Here is a 17,167-nt window from a genome sequence, read left to right on the forward strand (position 1 = left end):
TCCTTGTCCGGTTCCGGGAGCCCGCCGTGCACCGCTTGACACGATGGCCCTAGGCTCTTGGTCCGACCGGATGTGCGTGCGCTCAGTACAATCACACCCCGTCATGCCGTCCACGACACACCAGCGAGGGGAATGTTAGTGAATCTGCGCGCTCTCACCAGGGGAGACGCCGCCATCGCAGGTGCGGCCGTCCTGCTTTTGATTTCGTCCTTCCTGCCCTACTGGTCCGTGGACTGCTCGGCCTCCGCCTGCTCGTCGAGCGCGTGGGCCACCAACCTCCTGCCGGTGCTGCCCTCGATCTACCTGCTCGGCATCGCCGCGGCGGCGCTGATCCTGCTTCAGAAGTTCCAGGGCGAGGCGGCGAAGACCCGTCAGATCCTGGGCCTGCGGCTGGACCAGTGGGGCAGCTCGTTCGCCGTGGTCGCGCTCTGGACCTCGCTCTGGTCGCTCGGCGCGGGCTCCAACCACTCGATCGGCGCCTACCTCGGGATCCTCTCGCTGATCGTGCTCACCGGTGCCGCCCTGGCCGGCCCGCTGGTGCCCGCGCTGGCGGGCCCGCTGGTCAGCGACAAGCCGGCGGTCCCCGCCCAGCAGGCGTACCCCGGCGCGGTCGGCGGCGGCTACCCCGGCCCGGGCCAGACCTTCGGCGGCGGCCAGCCGCAGCCCCAGCAGGGCGGCTACGGCTACCCGGGCGGCCAGAGCTTCGGCGGCCAGCCCCAGCCCCAGCCCCAGCAGGGCGGCTACGGATTCCCGGCGCCGGGTGCCGGTCAGCCGCAGGACGCCGGCTTCGGCCAGCAGGCCGCCCAGCCGTCCCCGTTCGGCCAGCAGGCCCAGCAGGCTCAGCAGGCCCCGGCGGTCGGCCAGCCCGAGGCAGGTTTCGGCCAGCAGGCCGCCCAGCAGGCGCCCGCCTTCGGGCAGCACGCCCCGCAGGCCCAGGAGGCCGCCCCGGCACCCGCTCCGGCCGCGGCCGCCGCGGCCGCCCCGGCCGCCGACTTCGCGCCGTTCTGGTTCGCCGTCCCGGAGCCCCGCCGGCTCACCCCGAAGGACGGTGCCCCGGGCCCGGTCGTCGGCGACCTGGTGCCCGGCACCTGGTACCTGGCCGTCGAGCAGCGCGGCAGCGCGCTGGTCGCCCAGCTGCAGGACGGTACCCAGGGCGTGCTGAACGACGTCTCGGGCATCCAGCGCGGCTGATCCCCACACGCGGAGGGCCCGGCGGGAGTTTCCCGCCGGGCCCTCCTGCTGTGTCCGCGCAGTCAGCAGCAGCCCTCGATGGCCAGCCCGGCCGGCAGCTGGTCGGCGCCGAAGACGGCCACCGTCGCCGGGTCGCCGCCGAGCGCCGCCACCGCGAGCAGCAGGGCGCCGGACGTCCAGGTGGTGCGCTCGTCGGGCCAGATCGCGTCGTCCTCGAAGACGTATCCCGTCCAGTACGAGCCGTCCTCGTGCCGCAGGTGACCGATCGAGCGCAGGATCTCCAGGGCGCGGTCCGACTGGCCCACCGCCCAGAGGGCGAGCGCGAGTTCGGCACTCTCCCCGCCGGTCACCCAGGGCCGGTCGCTGACGCAGCGCACGCCGAGGCCGGGGACGACGAAGCGGTCCCAGCCCTCGGCGATCTGCCGCTGCGCCTGCGGACCGCGCAGCGCGCTGCCGAGCACGGGGTAGTACCAGTCCATGGAGTAGCGGGCCTTGTCGAGGAACCGCTCGGGGTGGCGGGCCACCGCGTGCTGGAGCCGGCCGGCCGCCAGCTCCCAGTCCGGCTGCGGCTCCTCGCGGTATTCGGCGATCGCCAGGCCGCAGCGCAGGGCGTGCAGGATGCTGGACGAGCCGGTGAGCAGCGCCTCCTGGACGGCGCCGCCGTCCTCGTCCAGCCGCCACGCCACCTGGCCGCCGGGCAGCTGGAGCCCGACGGTGAAGTCGAGCGCGCGCCGGACGATGGGCCACATCAGGTCCAGGAACCCGTCGTCCCCTGTGCTCAGGTGGTGGTGCCAGACGCCGACCGCGACGTAGGCGCAGAAGTTGCTCTCCACGGCGGCGTTGGAGACGCCCTCGGCGCCGTCGCCGAAGTAGCCGGCATACCAGGAGCCGTCCTGATTCTGCCGCTGCGCCAGCCAGCGGTAGGCGCGCTCGGCGGCGGCGTGCTCACCGGCCGCGTCCAGCGCCATCGCGGCCTCGGTGTGGTCCCACGGGTCCAGGTGGCCACCGGTGAACCACGGGATCGCGCCGTCGGCCCGCTGCTCGGCCAGGATGCTGCGCACCGTGGCGGCGGCCTGGGCGGCGTCCAGTACCCCCGGCAGGAGCAGCGCCTCGGAGACGGCCAGCCCCTCCCCCGGGATCATGCGCCGGGCCGGTTCGGCTTGCTGGCGTACGCGACGAAGCTCTTGCCGATCACCGGGTTGAGCGCGGCCTCGGCGGCGCGGGTGAGCTTGCTGATCACCGGGGTGCCGACGATGTCCCAGACCAGCAGCTGGTGGTAGGCCTTCACCGGCAGCGCCTTGTCGTTGTCGACGCCCACGGCACACTTGATCCACCAATACGGCGAGTGCAGCGCGTGCGCGTGGTGGGTGCCGTACGGGGTGAGGCCGGCCGAGCCCAGCTTCTCCAGGAGCTCGTCGCCGCGGTAGATCCGGATGTGCCCGCCCTCGTTGGCGTGGTACTCGTCGGAGAGCGCCCAGCAGATCTTCTCCGGCAGCCAGCGCGGCACGGTCACCGCGAGCAGCCCGCCGGGCTTGAGGACCCGGGCCATCTCGGCGAGCACGCCCTTGTCGTCGGGGATGTGCTCCATCACCTCGGAGATGATGATCTTGTCGAAGCTCTCGTCCTCGAACGGCAGGGCCAGCGCGTTGCCCTCCATCGCGACGGCGGAGGAGCCGGCCGGGGCCTCGCCGGCGGCGGCCATCGCGTCGAACCACTTCTTGACCTCGGCGATCTCCTCGCCGTTCTGGTCCAGCGCCACCACGTTGGCGCCGCGGCGGTAGCACTCGAACGCATGCCGGCCCCCGCCGCAGCCCAGGTCGAGCACCCGGTCGCCAGGAGCGATCGGAAAGCGGGAGAAGTCGACGGTCAGCACTGCGGGTCTCCTGGAGGGTGACGGAGGGTCAGGTCTGGTGTGCGGGTCGGGCAGATCAGGCGACGTAGCGCCAGCCGGCGCCGGCCCGGGCCCGCTGCCCGACGCCGGTGGCGAGGGCCGCGCGGTAGCGGTCGGCGGTCAGTTCGGCGGCCCGCTCCCAGGTGAACCGGGCGAGCACCCGCTCGCGCCCGGCCGCACCGAGGCGCGCACGCAGCTCCGGGTCGTCCAGCAGCCGCCCGAGCGCCTGCGCCAGCGCGCCGGCGTCGCCCGGCGGCACGGCCAGGCAGGTCTCGCCGTCGGGGCCCGCCACCTCCGGGATCGCCCCGCCGGTGGTGGCGACCAGCGGCGTGCCGGTGGCCATCGCCTCGGCGGCCGGCAGCGAGAAGCCCTCGTAGAGCGAGGGCACGCAGGCCACCTCCGCGGAGCGGTAGAGGTCCACCAGCTCCTGGTCGGTCAGCCCGGTGCGGAAGTCGATGTACGGCTCCAGGCCGAAGCGCCGCACCGCGTCCGCGACCGGTCCGGTGCCCTGCTTCTTGCAGACCACGACCAGGTGCGCGTCCCGCTCGGTACGCACCTTGGCCAGCGCCTCGACCAGGTGGACCAGGCCCTTGAGCGGCACGTCCGCGCTGGAGGTCGCCACGATCCGTCCGGGCACCACGGCGACCGCCTCGGACGGCGACCAGAGCCGGGTGTCCGCGCCGATCGGCACCACCGAGACGGCGCCGGGCGCGGCGCCCAGCTGCGCGGTGATCTCGGCCTTCGAGCTGCCGGAGACGGTGATGATGTGCTCCAGGCGCCCGGTCACCCGGCGCTGCATCCGGGTGAAGGCGTACCAGCGGCGCAGCGAGAGCCGCCTCAGCCGGGTGGGGGCCGCCTCCAGCTCCAGTCGGCGGTCCACCGTGACCGGGTGGTGGATCGTGGTGACCAGCGGGAACCCGTGCCGTTCCAGGCCCAGCAGACCGTAGCCGAGGGTCTGGTTGTCGTGCACGACGTCGTAGCGGCCCTTGTGCCGCGCCAGGTAGTGGCGGGCGCGCAGCGAGAAGGTCAGCGGCTCGGGGAACCCGCCGGTCCACATGCCGGCGACCTCCAGCAGGTCCACCGGGCCGCGGAACTCGTCCAGCCGCGGGGTGCGGAACGGGTCGTCCGCGCGGTACAGGTCCAGGCTGGGCAGCTCGACCAGGCGGACCGAGCCCGGGCCCGCCACCTCGTCCAGCACCGGGAACGGCTGCGCGCCGATGACGTCCACGTGGTGACCGAGCCGGGCGAGCTCGCGCGAGAGGTGGCGGACGTAGACGCCCTGCCCGCCGCAGAACGGGTCGCCACGGTAGGAGAGCAGCGCGATCCGCAGCGGCCGCCGGGCGGCAGTGGAGGGTGGCTGCCCCGTCATGGTCGGCCCCTTCTGCCCACTTCCCCCCGGCCGGCCGGCCTCAGCGGAAAAGTAGATCAAGTTTCATGGTGGTGTGGAATTCGTCATTGGACATGTGAACAATGAGAGACCTCGAAGATACCGGCCCGTAGCTTCGCCGTCGGAAGCAGGGCTGGTGATTCGCGACACGCTGCGGCCGTGCTGCCGCCATGCCGCCGCCGTGCGCCGTCAGGGGTCCCGTTGAGTGCCACCGCCCATCCGCCCGCCCGCCTCGCACTGACGCCTCGCCAGGCCGAACGGCGACGCCGGATGCTGGCCGCCGCCACCGCGCTGGCCTGCCGCGGCGGCTACGAGGCCGTGCAGATGCGCGAGGTGGCCGAGGACGCCTCGGTCGCGTTGGGGACCCTGTACCGGTACTTCCCGTCCAAGGTCCACCTGCTGGTCGCGGTGATGCAGGATCAGCTCGGCCGGCTGCTCGACCAGGTTCGCCGGCACCCGCCGACCGGGGAGGACCCGGCGGCCCGGGTGGCCGACGCGCTCACCCGGGCGTTCCACGCGCTGCAACGCGAGCCGCAGCTGGCCGAGGCGATGGTGCGGGCGCTCTCCTTCGCGGACCGCTCGGTGAGCGTGGAGGTGGACGAGGTCAGCAAGCTCACCTCGGCGATCATCCTGCACGCGATCGGCCGTCCGGAGAGCCCCGACGAGGGGCAGCGGGCGGCGGTCCGGGTGATCGAGCACACCTGGCACTCGGCGCTGGTCAGCTGGCTGTCCGGCCGCTCCTCGCTCGACGAGGTCCGGGCCGACCTGGGCACCGCCGCCCGGCTGCTCTCGCTCTGAGCCCTGTGCTCCGTCCCGGGGACAGCACGGCGAGCCCGCCGCCTCCGGATGGCCCACCCGGCTAGCGTCACCGCGTGTGACGAAGCAGAGCGGGCCGCAGCGGCGGACGGCGTTCGCGTGGGCGCGGGGCACGCCGAGGCTGGAGGCCGCCGCGACCGCGCTGGACCAGCGGCTGCCGCTGCTGGACGTCGCCAAGGGCGTGGTCCGCAAGGTGTTCCCGGACCACTGGTCGTTCCTGCTCGGTGAACTGGCCCTCTACGCGCTGGCCGTCCTGCTGCTGACCGGCGTCTACCTGACGGCGTTCTTCCGGCCGGGCATGGGCGAGATCATCTACCAGGGCTCGTACCGACCGCTCAGCGGCGTGCGGATGACCGAGGCGTACGCGTCGGCGCTGGGCATCACCTTCGACGTCCGCGGCGGTCTGTTGATCCGTCAGATCCACCACTGGGCGGCGGTGGTGTTCACCGCCTCGCTCAGCGTGCACATGCTGCGGGCCTTCTTCACCGGCGCCTTCCGCCGCCCGCGCGAGCTGAACTGGCTGCTGGGCGTGACGCTGTTCGTCCTCGCCCTGCTGGAGGGCTTCTCCGGCTACTCGCTGCCGGACGACCTGATCTCGGGCGAGGGCCTGCGGATCGCCGAGGGCGTGACCCTCTCGCTGCCCCTGGTCGGCAGCTACCTGGCGTTCTTCCTGTTCGGCTCCCAGTACCCGGGCACCGACATCATCCCGAGGCTGTACTCGCTGCACATCCTGCTGATCCCGGGCCTGCTGGTGGCGCTGGTCGGCGCGCACCTCCAGCTGGTCTTCACCCTCAAGCACACCCACTGGGGCGGGCCCGGGCGGACCAACCGCAACGTGGTCGGGCTGCCGTTCTTCCCGCAGTTCCTCACCCGCACCGTCGGGCTCTTCCTGGCGGTGGCCGCCGTCCTGGCGGCGCTCGGCGCACTCGCCCAGATCAACCCGATCTGGCTGTTCGGCCCCTACCGCCCCGACCAGGCCTCGACCGGCTCGCAACCCGACTGGTACATGGGCTTCCTGGAGGGCTCGCTGCGCCTGATGCCGGCCACCGAGACCCGGGCGCTGGGGCACAGCATCTCCTGGGGAGCGTTCGTCCCGGCGGTGCTGCTGCCCGGGGTGATCTTCACGGCGCTCTACCTCTACCCGTTCGCCGAGCGCTGGATCACCCGCGGCCGGGGCGAGCACCACCTGTGCGACCGGCCGCGCAACCAGCCCACCCGGACGGGCCTCGGGGTGGCCGGCATCGCGTTCTACGGGGTGCTGCTGGTGGCCGGCGGCGACGACGTGATCGTCTACGCCTTCGGCCTGTCGGTGAACGCCTTCGTCTGGACCTTCCGCGCCCTGCTGGTCCTGCTGCCGCCGCTCTGCTTCCTGCTGACCAAGCGGCTCTGCCTGGCCCTGCAGGCGCACGACCGCGAACGGCTGCTGGGCGGCGACGAGAGCGGCGACGTCGTCCAGTCGGTGGAGGGCGGCTACACCGAGCGGCACCGGGCGCTGACCGCCGGGCAGCGCTACGTCCTGCTGGCCCGGGACGTCCCCGACCCGCTGGCGGCGCCGCCGGTACGCGGACCGCGGGTGCTGCGCCTGCTGGCCCGCGTGCGCACGGCGCTCAGCCGCTGGTTCCACGCGGACCGGGTCGAGCTGCCCGCCACCGAACAGCAGCGCCGCGCGATCGCCGCCGCCGTCGCACCCCCGGCCCGCGCGGGCACCGACCACCAGCAGGAGGACGCATGACGGCCGTCGTCACCGAACCGACCACCGGCCGGGCGGCGGTGCGCCAGGGCCGCACGGTGCTGCGCTGGGTGACCTCGACCGACCACAAGATGATCGGCAACCTCTATCTGGCGACCTCCTTCGGGTTCTTCCTGGTCGGCGGTGTCCTGGCGATGCTGATGCGGGCCGAACTGATGCGTCCCGGGCTGCAGTTCGTCAGCAACGAGCAGTACAACCAGCTGTTCACGATGCACGGCACGATCATGCTGCTGCTCTTCGCCACCCCCACCTTCGTCGGCTTCGCCAACGCGGTGATGCCGTTGCAGATCGGCGCGCCGGACGTCGCGTTCCCCCGGCTGAACGCGTTCACCTACTGGGCGTTCCTGCTCGGCGCGCTGATGGTGCTGAGCGGCTTCCTGACCGCCCAGGGCGCCGCCGCGTTCGGCTGGTTCGCCTACGCGCCGCTCAACGGCCAGGTCTTCTCGCCCGGTTCGGGGGCCGACCTGTGGACGATGGGCCTGGTGGTGGCCGGTCTGGGCACGATCCTGGGCGCGGTCAACTTCATCACCACCATCACCTGCCTGCGGGCCCCCGGGATGACGCTGTTCCGGATGCCGATCTTCACCTGGAACGTGCTCTTCACCTCGATCATGGTGCTGATGGCCTTCCCGGTGCTGACCGCGGCCCTGCTCGCGCTGGAGGCGGACCGCAAGTTCGGCGCGCACGTCTTCGACGCGGGCAGCGGCGGCGCGCTGCTGTGGCAGCACCTGTTCTGGTTCTTCGGGCATCCGGAGGTCTACATCGTCGCGCTGCCGTTCTTCGGCATCATCAGCGAGATCCTGCCGGTCTTCAGCCGCAAGCCGGTCTTCGGCTACGCCAGCCTGGTCGGCGCGACCATCGCGATCACCGCGCTGTCGATGACGGTCTGGGCGCACCACATGTTCGCCACCGGCCAGGTGCTGCTGCCGTTCTTCTCGCTGATGTCGTTCCTGATCGCGGTGCCCACCGGGGTGAAGTTCTTCAACTGGATCGGCACCATGTGGCAGGGCTCGCTCTCCTTCGAGACGCCGATGCTCTGGTCGATCGGCTTCCTGGTGACCTTCCTCTTCGGCGGCCTGACCGGCGTGCTGCTCGCCGCGCCGCCGATCGACTTCCATGTGACCGACAGCTACTTCGTGGTGGCCCACATGCACTACGTGCTGTTCGGCACGGTGGTGTTCGCCACCTTCGGCGGCTTCTACTTCTGGTGGCCCAAGTTCACCGGGCGGATGCTGGACGAGCGGCTGGGCCGGATCCACTTCGGGCTGCTCTTCGTCGGCTTCCAGACCACCTTCCTGGTGCAGCACTGGCTGGGCGCGATCGGCATGCCGCGCCGCTACGCCGACTACCTGCCCTCCGACGGCTTCACCACGCTCAACACGGTCTCCTCGATCGGCTCGTTCGTGCTGGGCTCCTCGACGCTGGTCTTCCTCTACAACGTCTGGTGGACCGCGCGGCACGCCCCGCGGGTGACCGAGGACGACCCCTGGGGGTACGGGCGGTCGCTGGAGTGGGCGACCTCCTGCCCGCCGCCCAAGCACAACTTCACCAGCCTGCCGCGGATCCGCTCCGAGTCCCCCGCGCTCGACCTGCACCACCCCGAGGTCGAGGCCTCCGCGCGCCAGGAGGTCGTCCGATGAAGCTGGAGGGGCGCCTGTTCGGCGGGCTCGCGCTGTTCCTGGGTGGCACCGCGCTGGTCTACTGGATCTTCGCCCGGGAGCCGGCCGGGACCACCGCGCTGACCGTCGGGTTCCTGATGTCCTCGCTGGTCGGGTTCTTCTACTACGTGCAGTACCGCCGCTGCGGGCCGCGCCCGCAGGACACCGGCACCGGCCGGATCGCCGACACCGCCGGGCCGCTGGGCTTCTTCCCGCCGCGCAGCGGCTGGCCCGTGGCCGTCGCGCTGGGGCTGACCGTGCTGGCGCTGGGGGTGGTCTTCGCCCTCTGGCTGGTCGCGGTCGGCTTCGCGCTGGTGGCCGGGGCCGTCATCGGCTTCGTCCTCCAGTACGCCGGACGCGACGACGGCTGAGCCGGCCCGCCGATGTGCTGGAGCGCGCAGGCGGACCTGGTGGCGGGCACCGTCGTCACCGGCCTCGGGCTGGCCTGCCTGGCCCGGGTCCGGCGGGCCCGGGACCTGCCGCTCGCGGCGCTTCCGCTGGTGCTGGGCCTGCACCAGCTGCTGGAGGCGGTGGTCTGGCTGGGGGCGGACGGCGGAGCCGGAGCCGGCCCGACCGCCTGGGCACGGACCCTGTGGGCGGTGATCGCGCTGCCGCTGCTGCCGGTGCTCGTCCCGGTGGGGGTGTGGTGCGCCACCGGCCGCGCGCGGGTGGCGGCGTTCGCGGTGCTGGGGGTCGCCGTCGGCGTCCCGCTCGCGGCGGCGGTGGCGGCGCACCCCGTCACGGCGCGGGTGCACGGGCACACCCTGGCATACGGGGTGGGCGTGCCGCACGCGGCGCTGCTGCTGACCGGCTACCTGCTGGCCACGGTGGGGACGTTGCTGGTGAGCGGCGACGCGCTGCTGCGGCTGCTCGGCGCGGTGGTGGGTGTGGGCGCCGGGATCTGCGCGCTGGTGTGGCAGCTGGCGTTCGTGTCGACCTGGTGTGCGCTGGCCGCCGTGGCGAGCCTGCTGTTGCTGGTCTGGGTGGGCGCCGCGAGACGGCAGGTACAGTCTTAAGGCCGTCCACCCGCTCGAAAGGCCCAGCGTTCTCATGCTCTCCCCCGCCCGCACCGGCGCCGCCCTCCTGACCGCCGGCCTGCTGGCGGGCCTCGCCGTCGGGCCCGCTGTCGCCGACTCCGCCTCGCCGTCGCCCTCGCCGGTCGCGGCCCCCGCCGCGCTGTACGGCAAGAGCGACCCGACGTACGACGGTGTCTGGCGCCAGTCGCTGGCGCTCACCGCGCTGGCCGCCGCCAAGATCAACCCTGCCGACTCGGCGGTCTCCTGGCTGACCGGCCAGCAGTGCGCGGACGGCGGCTGGCCCTCCTTCCGGGCCAACACCGCGATGTCCTGCATCCCCTCGGCCGAGGACAGCAACGCGACCTCGGTCGCGATCCAGGCGCTGACCACCCTCGGCGGGCACCAGGACGCCGTGGACAAGGGCGTGCAGTGGATCAAGAGCAACCAGAACGCCGACGGCAGCTGGTCCTACAACCCCGGCACCCCCGGTGACGCGAACTCCACCGGCCTGGTCGTCAGCGCGCTGCGGGCCGCGAAGACCGACCCGTCGACGGTCGCCAAGGCGGGCCGGAACGGCCTGCAGGGCCTGGAGGCCTTCCAGCTCGGCTGCGACGCCCCGGCCGACCAGCGCGGCGCCTTCGGCTACCAGCCGGACGCCAAGGGCGCACTCGCCGCCAACGCGCTGGCCACCTCGCAGGCCGCGCTGGCCGCCGCCGGCGGCTCACTGCCGGTGGCCGCCGGCAGCCCCACCGGGCCCGCCCCCACCGCGCCGGCCTGCGCCGACGCCACCGCCAAGCTCTCCGGCGCCGGATCGGCCGAGGGCGCCTCCGCCTACCTCGCGGGCCAGCTGGCCACCGGCGGCAAGCACCTGATGCTCGCCATGCCCGGTGCCACCCCGACGCCCGACTACAACGCGACCGCCTGGGCCGCGATCAGCCTGGTCCGGGCCGGCCACCCGCAGCAGGCGGCCGACTCCGTCGCCTGGCTGGCCGACACCGCCGGCAGCTGGGCCAAGGGCCCGTCCGGCACGGACGCCTCGGCCACCGCGACGCTGCTGCTGGCCGCCGAGGCCACCGGCCACAACCTGCACGCCTTCGGCGGCACCGACCTGGTCGCCCAGCTCACCGCGGCCGGCCCCACGCCGAAGGCCGCCGCGAGCAGTGCGAAGAAGGCCGGCTCCCCGCTCCTCGTCATCGGCTTCGGCCTGCTCGGCGGCATCGGCGCCGGGATGTACATCAGCATGAACCGCAAGCGCGGCCAGCGGACCGGGAAGTGACCACGGCGCTTCGACGGACGGCGGCGGGCCTGCTCGCCGCCGTCCTGCTCGGCCTGGTCGCCCTGCTGGCGGCCGCCCCGGCGAGTGCCACCAGCTACCGTTACTGGTCCTTCTGGCGCTGGGGCGGCGACAGTTGGACGTATCAGCAACAGGGTGCGACCGGCTACGTCCCGGCGGACGGCTCGGTGGACGGCTGGCGCTTCACGCTCAGCCCCGACGGCGCCGCGGACACCGAACGCCCCGGCGCCGGCGGCGACTTCGCCACCATCTGCGCCAAGACCCCGCCGCAGCCCGGCAAGAAGCGGGTCGCCCTGGTGCTGGACTACGGCACCCCGGCCGACGGGGTCGCCGAGGCCGTCCCGGCGTCGGCGCCGCGCACCGGCTGCGCGGCGCTGGCCCCCGGCGCCAGCTCCGCCGACGCGCTGGCAGCCGTCGCCCCGCCGCTGCGCTACAGCTCGGCGGGCCTGATCTGCGCCATCGCGGGCTACCCGACCAGCGGTTGCGGCGAGGCTGCGAGTGTCGCCGCCCCGGCCGGCGCGGCGAAGAGCGCCGGCCCGAACCTCGGCTTGATCGCCGGCGGCGCGCTCGTCGTGCTGCTCGGCGCGGGCGCCTGGTGGCAGGCCGGCCGGCGCCGGTCGCAGGGCTGAGGGCATCCCGGTGACCCCAGCCACCCCGGTGCCCCCGGCCACCCCGGCCACCCCGGCGACCCGCACGCGCGGCACCCGCTCAGCCCTGGGCCCGCGCCACCTCCACCCCGGCGCCTGGTGGTTGTGGTCGCTCGGGCTGGCCGCGGCGGCCTCGCGCAGCACCAATCCCCTGCTGCTCCTGCTCATCGTCGCGGTGGCCGCCTATGTGGTCACCGCCCGGCGCTCGGACGCCCCCTGGTCCCGTTCCTACGGTGCCTTCCTGCGGATCGGACTGGCCGTGCTGGCCGTCCGGGTGCTCTTCGCGGTGCTGCTCGGCTCGCCCGTCCCCGGCTCGCACGTCCTCTTCACGCTGCCCCAACTGCCGCTCCCCGGCTGGGCGCAGGGAGTCCGGATCGGCGGCCGGGTGACCCTGGAGGCGGTGCTCTTCGCGCTGTACGACGGGCTGCGGCTGGCCACCCTGCTGATCTGCGTCGGCGCCGCGAACGCCCTCGCCTCCCCCGCCCGACTGCTGCGGGTGCTGCCCGGCGCGCTCTACGAGGTGGGGGTGGCCGCGGTGGTGGCGACCTCGTTCGCGCCGAACCTGGTGGCGGACGTCCAACGGCTGCGCGCCGCACGCCGGTTGCGCGGGCGGGCGGACCACGGCATCCGCTCGGTGCTCAGCGTGGGGCTGCCGGTACTGGAGAGCGCGCTGGAGCGCTCGGTCGCGCTGGCCGCCGCGATGGACACCCGCGGCTTCGGCCGCACCGCGCCCGTCCCGCGGTCGATCGCCCGGGCCACCGCCGCACTCACCGTCTGCGGACTGCTCGGCATCTGCGCCGCCGTCTACGGGCTGCTCACCGCGGGCAGCGGCGACTGGACCGTGCCCGTCCTGCTGCTCGGCCTCGGCGCGGCCGGCGGCGGGCTGCTGCTCGGCAGCCGACGGACCGTCAGAACCCGTTACCGGCCCGATCCCTGGGCCCGTGCGGAGTGGCTGGTGGCGGGCTCCGGCCTCGCGGTGGCCGGTGCGACGATCTGGCTCTCCGGGCGCGACCCGGCGGCCTTCGCCACCTCCGTGGTCCCGCCGGCCGCGCCCGTGCTGCCACTGGCCGCTGCCGCCGCCGTCCTGCTCGGCCTGCTGCCCGCCTTCGCCGCCCCCTCGCCGCCCTCCGGCGCGCTGCCCTCCACCGCGAGGGCCGACAGAAAGCCCGATCAGTCGTGATCACCTTCGAGCAGGTCTCGGTCCACTACACCGACGCCGCCGAACCCGCCCTGACCGGCGTGGACCTGACCCTCCCCGAGGGCGAACTCTGCCTGCTGGTCGGCCCGTCCGGCGCCGGCAAGTCCACCCTGCTCGGCACCGTCAGCGGGCTCGTCCCGCACTTCACCGGCGGCGTCCTGCACGGCCGGGTGACCGTCGCCGGACGCGACACCCGCACCCATCGTCCGCGCGAACTCGCCGACGTGGTGGGCACCGTGGGCCAGGACCCGCGCGCCCACTTCGTCACCGACACGGTCGAGGACGAACTCGCGTACGGCATGGAGTCGCTGGGCATCGCGCCCGAGGTGATGCGCCGCCGGGTGGAGGAGACGCTGGACCTGCTGGGCCTGGCCGACCTGCGCGACCGGGCGCTCGGCACGCTCTCCGGCGGCCAGCAGCAGCGGGTGGCGATCGGCTCGGTGCTCACCGTCCACCCCAAGGTGCTGGTGCTGGACGAGCCCACCTCCGCGCTGGACCCGGGCGCGGCGGAGGAGGTGCTCGCCGTCCTGCAACGGCTGGTGCACGATCTGGGCACCACCGTGCTGATGGCCGAACACCGGCTGGAGCGCGTCGTCCAGTACGCCGACCAGGTGCTGCTGCTGCCCGGCGGCGGGCAGCCGCCGGTCCTCGGGGAGCCCGCCGAGGTGCTGGCGCACTCGCCGGTCTTCCCGCCCGTGGTGGGCCTGGGCCGGGTGGCCGGCTGGTCGCCGCTGCCACTCAGCGTCCGCGACGCCCGGCGGCGGGCCGCACCGCTGCGCGCGCGGCTGGCCGGCCTGCGGCCCGAGGTCCCGGCACCCGTCGCGGCCGAACCGCTCGCCGAGACCGCCCGGCTGACCGTGCGGCGCGGGCCCGTCCCGGCCCTGCGCGGCGTCGACCTGGCGCTGCGCCCGGGCGAGGTCACCGCGCTGATGGGACGCAACGGCGCCGGCAAGTCCACCCTGCTCGGCGCCCTGGCCGGCCTGCAAGCCCCCGCCTCCGGCACGGTCCGGATCGGCGCGCTCACCCCGCACAAGGCCCGCCCGCAGGAGCTGATCCGCCAGGTCGCGCTGGTCCCGCAGGACCCGCGCGACCTGCTCTACAGCGAGACGGTCGAGGCCGAGTGCACGGCCGCCGACCACGACGCCGGCGCCGCCGCCGGCACCTGCCGCGCCCTGGTCGAGCGCCTGCTCCCCGGCATCGCCGACCACACCCACCCACGCGACCTCTCCGAGGGCCAGCGGCTCAGCCTCGCACTCGCCGTCGTGCTGACCGCCCGCCCGGCCCTGCTGCTGCTCGACGAGCCCACCCGCGGCCTCGACTACGCCGCCAAAGCACGGCTGGTGGAGATCCTCCGCGCACTGGCGGCGGACTCGCACGCCATCCTGCTGGCCACCCACGACGTCGAACTCGCCGCCGAACTCGCCCACCGCACGGTCGTCCTGGCGGACGGCGAGGTGGTGGCCGACGGGCCGTCGGCGGACGTGGTGCTCGGCTCGCCCGCGTTCGCGCCGCAGGTCGCCAAGGTGCTGCAGCCCGAACCGTGGCTGACCGTCCGCCAGGTCGCCGCCGCGCTGGAGTCGTCCTCATGACTCCCGCGATGCCCCTCGCCCGGCCCGTCCCGCTCGGCCACCGCTCGATCGCCGTCCTCGTCCTGACCTCGCTGATCGGCGTCGCCGCCTTCGGCTGGCCGCTGCTCGCGGGCACCGGCTCCGCCGCGGTCGGCCACTCCGCCGACGCGCCCTGGCTCTTCGCGCTGCTGCTCCCGCTGCTGCTGGCCGTGGTGGTCGCGCAGATCTCCGAGTCCGGCCTGGACCCGAAGGCCGTCGCCCTCCTCGGTGTGCTCTCCGCCACCGGCGCCGCACTGCGCCCGCTCGGCGCGGGGACGGCCGGCCTGGAGCCGATGTTCTTCCTGATGGTGCTCGCCGGGCGCGCGCTCGGACCGGGCTTCGGATTCGTCCTCGGCTCGGTCTCGATGTTCGCCTCCGCGCTGCTCACCGGCGGGGTCGGCCCGTGGCTGCCGTTCCAGATGCTCAGCATGGGCTGGGTCTGTCTCGGCGCCGGCCTGCTCCCCCGCCCGGCCACCCTGCGCGGACGCGGCGAACTGCTGCTGCTCGCCGGCTACGGCGCGGTCTCCGCTGTCCTCTACGGCACGATCATGAACCTCCAGGGCTGGCCCTACATCGGCGGCCTCAGCAGCTCGGTGGCGTTCGTCCCCGGTGACCCGCTCAGCGCCAACCTGCCGCGGTTCCTGGTCTACTGCCTGACCACTTCCCTCGGCTGGGACCTCCCCCGCGCCGTCCTCACCGCCGTCCTCTGCCTCACCCTCGGCACCCCCGTCCTGCGCGCCCTGCGCCGGGCCACCCGCCGAGCCGCCTTCGCCGCCCCGGTCGCCTTCGTCCCCCCGCAGCCGGACCACAACGGTGAGCTCACGCCCAGAACGCGTCCGACTCCTCCATGTCCTCCACACACTCGTCAAGATCGGTGATCTTGTCCCCGACCACCCGGAACACGATGCCGCCCCTCGCGTCGATCTTCCGGCCGCCGCGCTCAGCGGTGAACCCGTGCACCGACATCACATGCCCCCGGCCGTCCACCAGCACGTGCCGCAACTCGACCCGGAACGTCCCGTTCGTCTCCGCCGCGAGCCGCCCGTAGTGACCGAGGACGGCGTCGATGCCCTTCTGGTCGCCGGAGATTGGGCTGTTTCCAGGGACGTGATGCGTGCAGTCCGACGTCATCATCCCTCTGAGGGCGTCCATGTCACCGCGCGAGAACGCCTCGTAACCCTTGCGAACCAGCGCCGCATGTGGATGCTCAGCCATGGCACCTCACCACCTTCCTACCCACCACCCTGGCACCACCGTGTCCCCCCGCAACCCGGCCGGCAGGGATCACCCACACCGGCCGGGTTCACGCCACGAACCTCAGCCCTTCGGGCCCGTGGACTGCACCACCTCGAACGACCACAGCGTCGACCCCGAAGCCGCCGGCCGCGCCTGCGCATCCCCACTCGGCCGGTGCGCAGCCTGCATCGGCCCCGACATCCAGGCCTGGAACGCCTCCTCCGTCGCCCACCGCGTGTACACGAGGTACTGGTCCGTCCCCTCCACCGGGCGGAGGAGTTCGAACCACTCGAACCCGTCGGAGTTCTCCACAGACCCGGCCCGCGACGCGAACCGCTTCTCCAGCACCTCCCGCTGCTCGGCGGGGACGGTCAGCACATTGATCTTGACGATGCTCATGGCTCCATCCTGCCTCAAGGGCTGGCGGCGGGTGAGCACTGTGTGTGCGACAGCGAGAAGTGCCCCGACAGGAGCAGGATCGACGGCAGCGGGCCGACGCTCTTCCAGGCCTGACATACCGCCAGGACGGGGAACAGGTCAGTCGCCCGCGAGGTCCGCCGGTCGCACGTGCGTGAGCTTGTCGGGGTTGCGTACGAGGTGGATCGCCGCCACCCGGTCGTCCGCGACCTCGAAGCAGGCCACCGTGTCGGTCCGCCCCTCGCTGGTGACGAGCAGGCCGGGCTGCCCGTTGACCAGCACGGCCCGCACGCCGAAGTCGGGGATCCGGCGCGCCATGATGCCGAGGATGAACCGGGCGACGTTGTCGGCGCCGTGGACCGGGCGCAGCGCGGCCCGGACCTTGCCGCCGCCGTCGGTCCAGGCGGTGACGTCGGGGGCGAGGAGTTCCAGCATCCGGTTCAGGTCGCCGCCCACGCAGGCGGCCAGGAACTCGTCGGTGACCTGCCGGCGGGTCTCGGCCGGCGCGTCGTAGCGGGCGTCGCGCGCCTGGACGTGTGCGCGCGCCCGGCTGCCGAGCTGCCGGACGGCGGCCTCGCCGCGCTCCAGCACCTCGGCAATCTCCTTGTACGAGAAGGCGAAGACCTCCTTGAGCACGAAGACCGCACGCTCCAGCGGCGACAGGCTTTCCAGCACCACCAGCATCGCCAGCGACACCGCCTCGGCGAGTTCGGCGTCGGCCGACGCGTCCGGAGCGGTCACCAGCGGCTCGGGGAGCCACGGCCCGACGTACGCCTCCCGCTGGACGACGGCCGAACGCAGCCGGTTCAGCGAGAGGTTGGTGACGGTACGGGCCAGGTAGCCGCCCGGGTTGGCGACCTGGGCGGTGGCCTGGCTCCAGCTGATCCAGGTGTCCTGCACCAGGTCCTCGGCGTCGGCGACGCTGCCCAGCATCCGGTAGGCGATGCCGAAGAGCATCCGCCGGTGCTCGGAGAAGGCGGCCGCCCGTTCCGAAGCGTCCAAGCCCTGCCGGGCCACGTCCTGCCGGGCCACGTCCTGCCGGGCGACGTCCTGCCCGGC

General features: G+C 73.7%; 17 protein-coding genes. 11 read left to right on the forward strand and 6 right to left on the reverse strand.

Annotated features, from left to right (window positions below):
* Positions 1–138: 138 nt before the first annotated feature.
* A complete protein-coding gene (locus BS80_RS35930) occupies positions 139–1,191 on the forward strand; it encodes a hypothetical protein (RefSeq protein ID WP_083975744.1) in 1,053 nt (350 codons plus the stop codon).
* A 62-nt stretch (positions 1,192–1,253) separates the two neighbouring features.
* Here BS80_RS35930 and BS80_RS35935 read toward each other — a convergent pair whose 3' ends face one another.
* The 3 genes from BS80_RS35935 to BS80_RS35945 are packed head-to-tail and all read right to left on the reverse strand — an operon-like array spanning position 1,254 to position 4,451.
* Positions 1,254–2,333 (reverse strand): prenyltransferase/squalene oxidase repeat-containing protein, encoded by a 1,080-nt coding sequence (locus BS80_RS35935; protein WP_035805863.1) that lies wholly within the window; start codon positions 2,331–2,333, stop codon positions 1,254–1,256.
* Positions 2,330–3,064, reverse strand: a complete 735-nt coding sequence (locus BS80_RS35940) for a class I SAM-dependent methyltransferase (protein ID WP_035805865.1) — start codon at positions 3,062–3,064, stop codon at positions 2,330–2,332. The genes BS80_RS35935 and BS80_RS35940 overlap by 4 nt, the downstream gene beginning before the upstream one ends.
* 55 nt (positions 3,065–3,119) lie before the next feature.
* Positions 3,120–4,451, reverse strand: a complete 1,332-nt coding sequence (locus BS80_RS35945; protein ID WP_051967641.1) for a glycosyltransferase family 4 protein — start codon at positions 4,449–4,451, stop codon at positions 3,120–3,122.
* A 219-nt stretch (positions 4,452–4,670) separates the two neighbouring features.
* On the opposite strand from BS80_RS35945, the gene BS80_RS35950 reads away from it, so the two are divergent.
* The 10 genes from BS80_RS35950 to BS80_RS35995 all read left to right on the forward strand — a co-directional run bounded on the left by BS80_RS35950 (position 4,671) and on the right by BS80_RS35995 (position 15,333).
* The gene (locus tag BS80_RS35950; protein WP_035805867.1) at positions 4,671–5,267 is read left to right on the forward strand and encodes a TetR family transcriptional regulator; all 597 of its coding nucleotides are present in this window, start codon (positions 4,671–4,673) and stop codon (positions 5,265–5,267) included.
* A 76-nt stretch (positions 5,268–5,343) separates the two neighbouring features.
* A complete protein-coding gene (qcrB, locus tag BS80_RS35955) occupies positions 5,344–7,017 on the forward strand; it encodes a cytochrome bc1 complex cytochrome b subunit (RefSeq protein WP_408607465.1) in 1,674 nt (557 codons plus the stop codon).
* Positions 7,014–8,675 carry an aa3-type cytochrome oxidase subunit I gene (gene ctaD, locus BS80_RS35960; RefSeq protein ID WP_035805868.1) on the forward strand — a complete coding sequence of 554 codons (1,662 nt, stop codon included), beginning with the start codon at positions 7,014–7,016 and terminating at the stop codon, positions 8,673–8,675. The genes qcrB and ctaD overlap by 4 nt, the downstream gene beginning before the upstream one ends.
* Positions 8,672–9,064 carry an aa3-type cytochrome oxidase subunit IV gene (gene ctaF / locus BS80_RS35965; RefSeq protein WP_035805869.1) on the forward strand — a complete coding sequence of 131 codons (393 nt, stop codon included), beginning with the start codon at positions 8,672–8,674 and terminating at the stop codon, positions 9,062–9,064. Before ctaD ends, ctaF begins: the two co-directional genes overlap by 4 nt.
* Positions 9,065–9,076: 12 nt before the next feature.
* Positions 9,077–9,709: a DUF6629 family protein gene (locus BS80_RS35970; protein ID WP_035805871.1), complete on the forward strand. Its 633-nt coding sequence runs from the start codon at positions 9,077–9,079 to the stop codon at positions 9,707–9,709.
* A gap of 34 nt (positions 9,710–9,743) precedes the next feature.
* Entirely contained in the window at positions 9,744–10,985 is a 1,242-nt protein-coding gene (locus BS80_RS43715) for a prenyltransferase/squalene oxidase repeat-containing protein (protein WP_035805874.1), read from the forward strand.
* Positions 10,982–11,632, forward strand: a complete 651-nt coding sequence (locus tag BS80_RS35980; protein ID WP_035805876.1) for an SCO2322 family protein — start codon at positions 10,982–10,984, stop codon at positions 11,630–11,632. The genes BS80_RS43715 and BS80_RS35980 overlap by 4 nt, the downstream gene beginning before the upstream one ends.
* 4 nt (positions 11,633–11,636) lie before the next feature.
* Positions 11,637–12,830, forward strand: a complete 1,194-nt coding sequence (locus BS80_RS35985) for an energy-coupling factor transporter transmembrane component T (protein WP_408607474.1) — start codon at positions 11,637–11,639, stop codon at positions 12,828–12,830.
* Positions 12,827–14,437 (forward strand): ABC transporter ATP-binding protein, encoded by a 1,611-nt coding sequence (locus tag BS80_RS35990; protein ID WP_035805878.1) that lies wholly within the window; start codon positions 12,827–12,829, stop codon positions 14,435–14,437. The genes BS80_RS35985 and BS80_RS35990 overlap by 4 nt, the downstream gene beginning before the upstream one ends.
* Positions 14,434–15,333, forward strand: a complete 900-nt coding sequence (locus BS80_RS35995; protein ID WP_035805881.1) for an ECF transporter S component — start codon at positions 14,434–14,436, stop codon at positions 15,331–15,333. Before BS80_RS35990 ends, BS80_RS35995 begins: the two co-directional genes overlap by 4 nt.
* Here the strand turns inward: BS80_RS35995 and BS80_RS36000 are convergent.
* The 3 genes from BS80_RS36000 to BS80_RS36010 all read right to left on the reverse strand — a co-directional run bounded on the left by BS80_RS36000 (position 15,275) and on the right by BS80_RS36010 (position 17,065).
* The gene (locus BS80_RS36000) at positions 15,275–15,670 is read right to left on the reverse strand and encodes a nuclear transport factor 2 family protein (RefSeq protein WP_035805883.1); all 396 of its coding nucleotides are present in this window, start codon (positions 15,668–15,670) and stop codon (positions 15,275–15,277) included. The genes BS80_RS35995 and BS80_RS36000 overlap by 59 nt on opposite strands.
* Before the next feature lie 102 nt (positions 15,671–15,772).
* A complete protein-coding gene (locus BS80_RS36005; protein ID WP_035805885.1) occupies positions 15,773–16,090 on the reverse strand; it encodes an antibiotic biosynthesis monooxygenase family protein in 318 nt (105 codons plus the stop codon).
* Between the two features lie 138 nt (positions 16,091–16,228).
* Complete coding sequence (locus BS80_RS36010) at positions 16,229–17,065, reverse strand: RNA polymerase sigma-70 factor (RefSeq protein ID WP_051967740.1); 837 nt, start codon at positions 17,063–17,065, stop codon at positions 16,229–16,231.
* Positions 17,066–17,167: the final 102 nt, after the last annotated feature.

The organism is Kitasatospora mediocidica KCTC 9733 (assembly GCF_000744225.1).
GTDB classification, from domain to species: Bacteria; Actinomycetota; Actinomycetes; order Streptomycetales; family Streptomycetaceae; genus Kitasatospora; species Kitasatospora mediocidica.

Coding starts and splice junctions, on each gene's coding strand:
- BS80_RS43715 (WP_035805874.1), top strand. CDS start 9,744: ATGCTCTCCCCCGCCCGCACCGGCGCCGCCCTCCTGACCGCCGGCCTG.
- BS80_RS35945 (WP_051967641.1), bottom strand. CDS start 4,451: ATGACGGGGCAGCCACCCTCCACTGCCGCCCGGCGGCCGCTGCGGATC.
- ctaF (WP_035805869.1), top strand. CDS start 8,672: ATGAAGCTGGAGGGGCGCCTGTTCGGCGGGCTCGCGCTGTTCCTGGGT.
- BS80_RS35935 (WP_035805863.1), bottom strand. CDS start 2,333: ATGATCCCGGGGGAGGGGCTGGCCGTCTCCGAGGCGCTGCTCCTGCCG.
- BS80_RS35970 (WP_035805871.1), top strand. CDS start 9,077: ATGTGCTGGAGCGCGCAGGCGGACCTGGTGGCGGGCACCGTCGTCACC.
- BS80_RS35995 (WP_035805881.1), top strand. CDS start 14,434: ATGACTCCCGCGATGCCCCTCGCCCGGCCCGTCCCGCTCGGCCACCGC.
- BS80_RS36000 (WP_035805883.1), bottom strand. CDS start 15,670: ATGGCTGAGCATCCACATGCGGCGCTGGTTCGCAAGGGTTACGAGGCG.
- BS80_RS36005 (WP_035805885.1), bottom strand. CDS start 16,090: ATGAGCATCGTCAAGATCAATGTGCTGACCGTCCCCGCCGAGCAGCGG.
- ctaD (WP_035805868.1), top strand. CDS start 7,014: ATGACGGCCGTCGTCACCGAACCGACCACCGGCCGGGCGGCGGTGCGC.
- BS80_RS36010 (WP_051967740.1), bottom strand. CDS start 17,065: ATGCTCTTCGGCATCGCCTACCGGATGCTGGGCAGCGTCGCCGACGCC.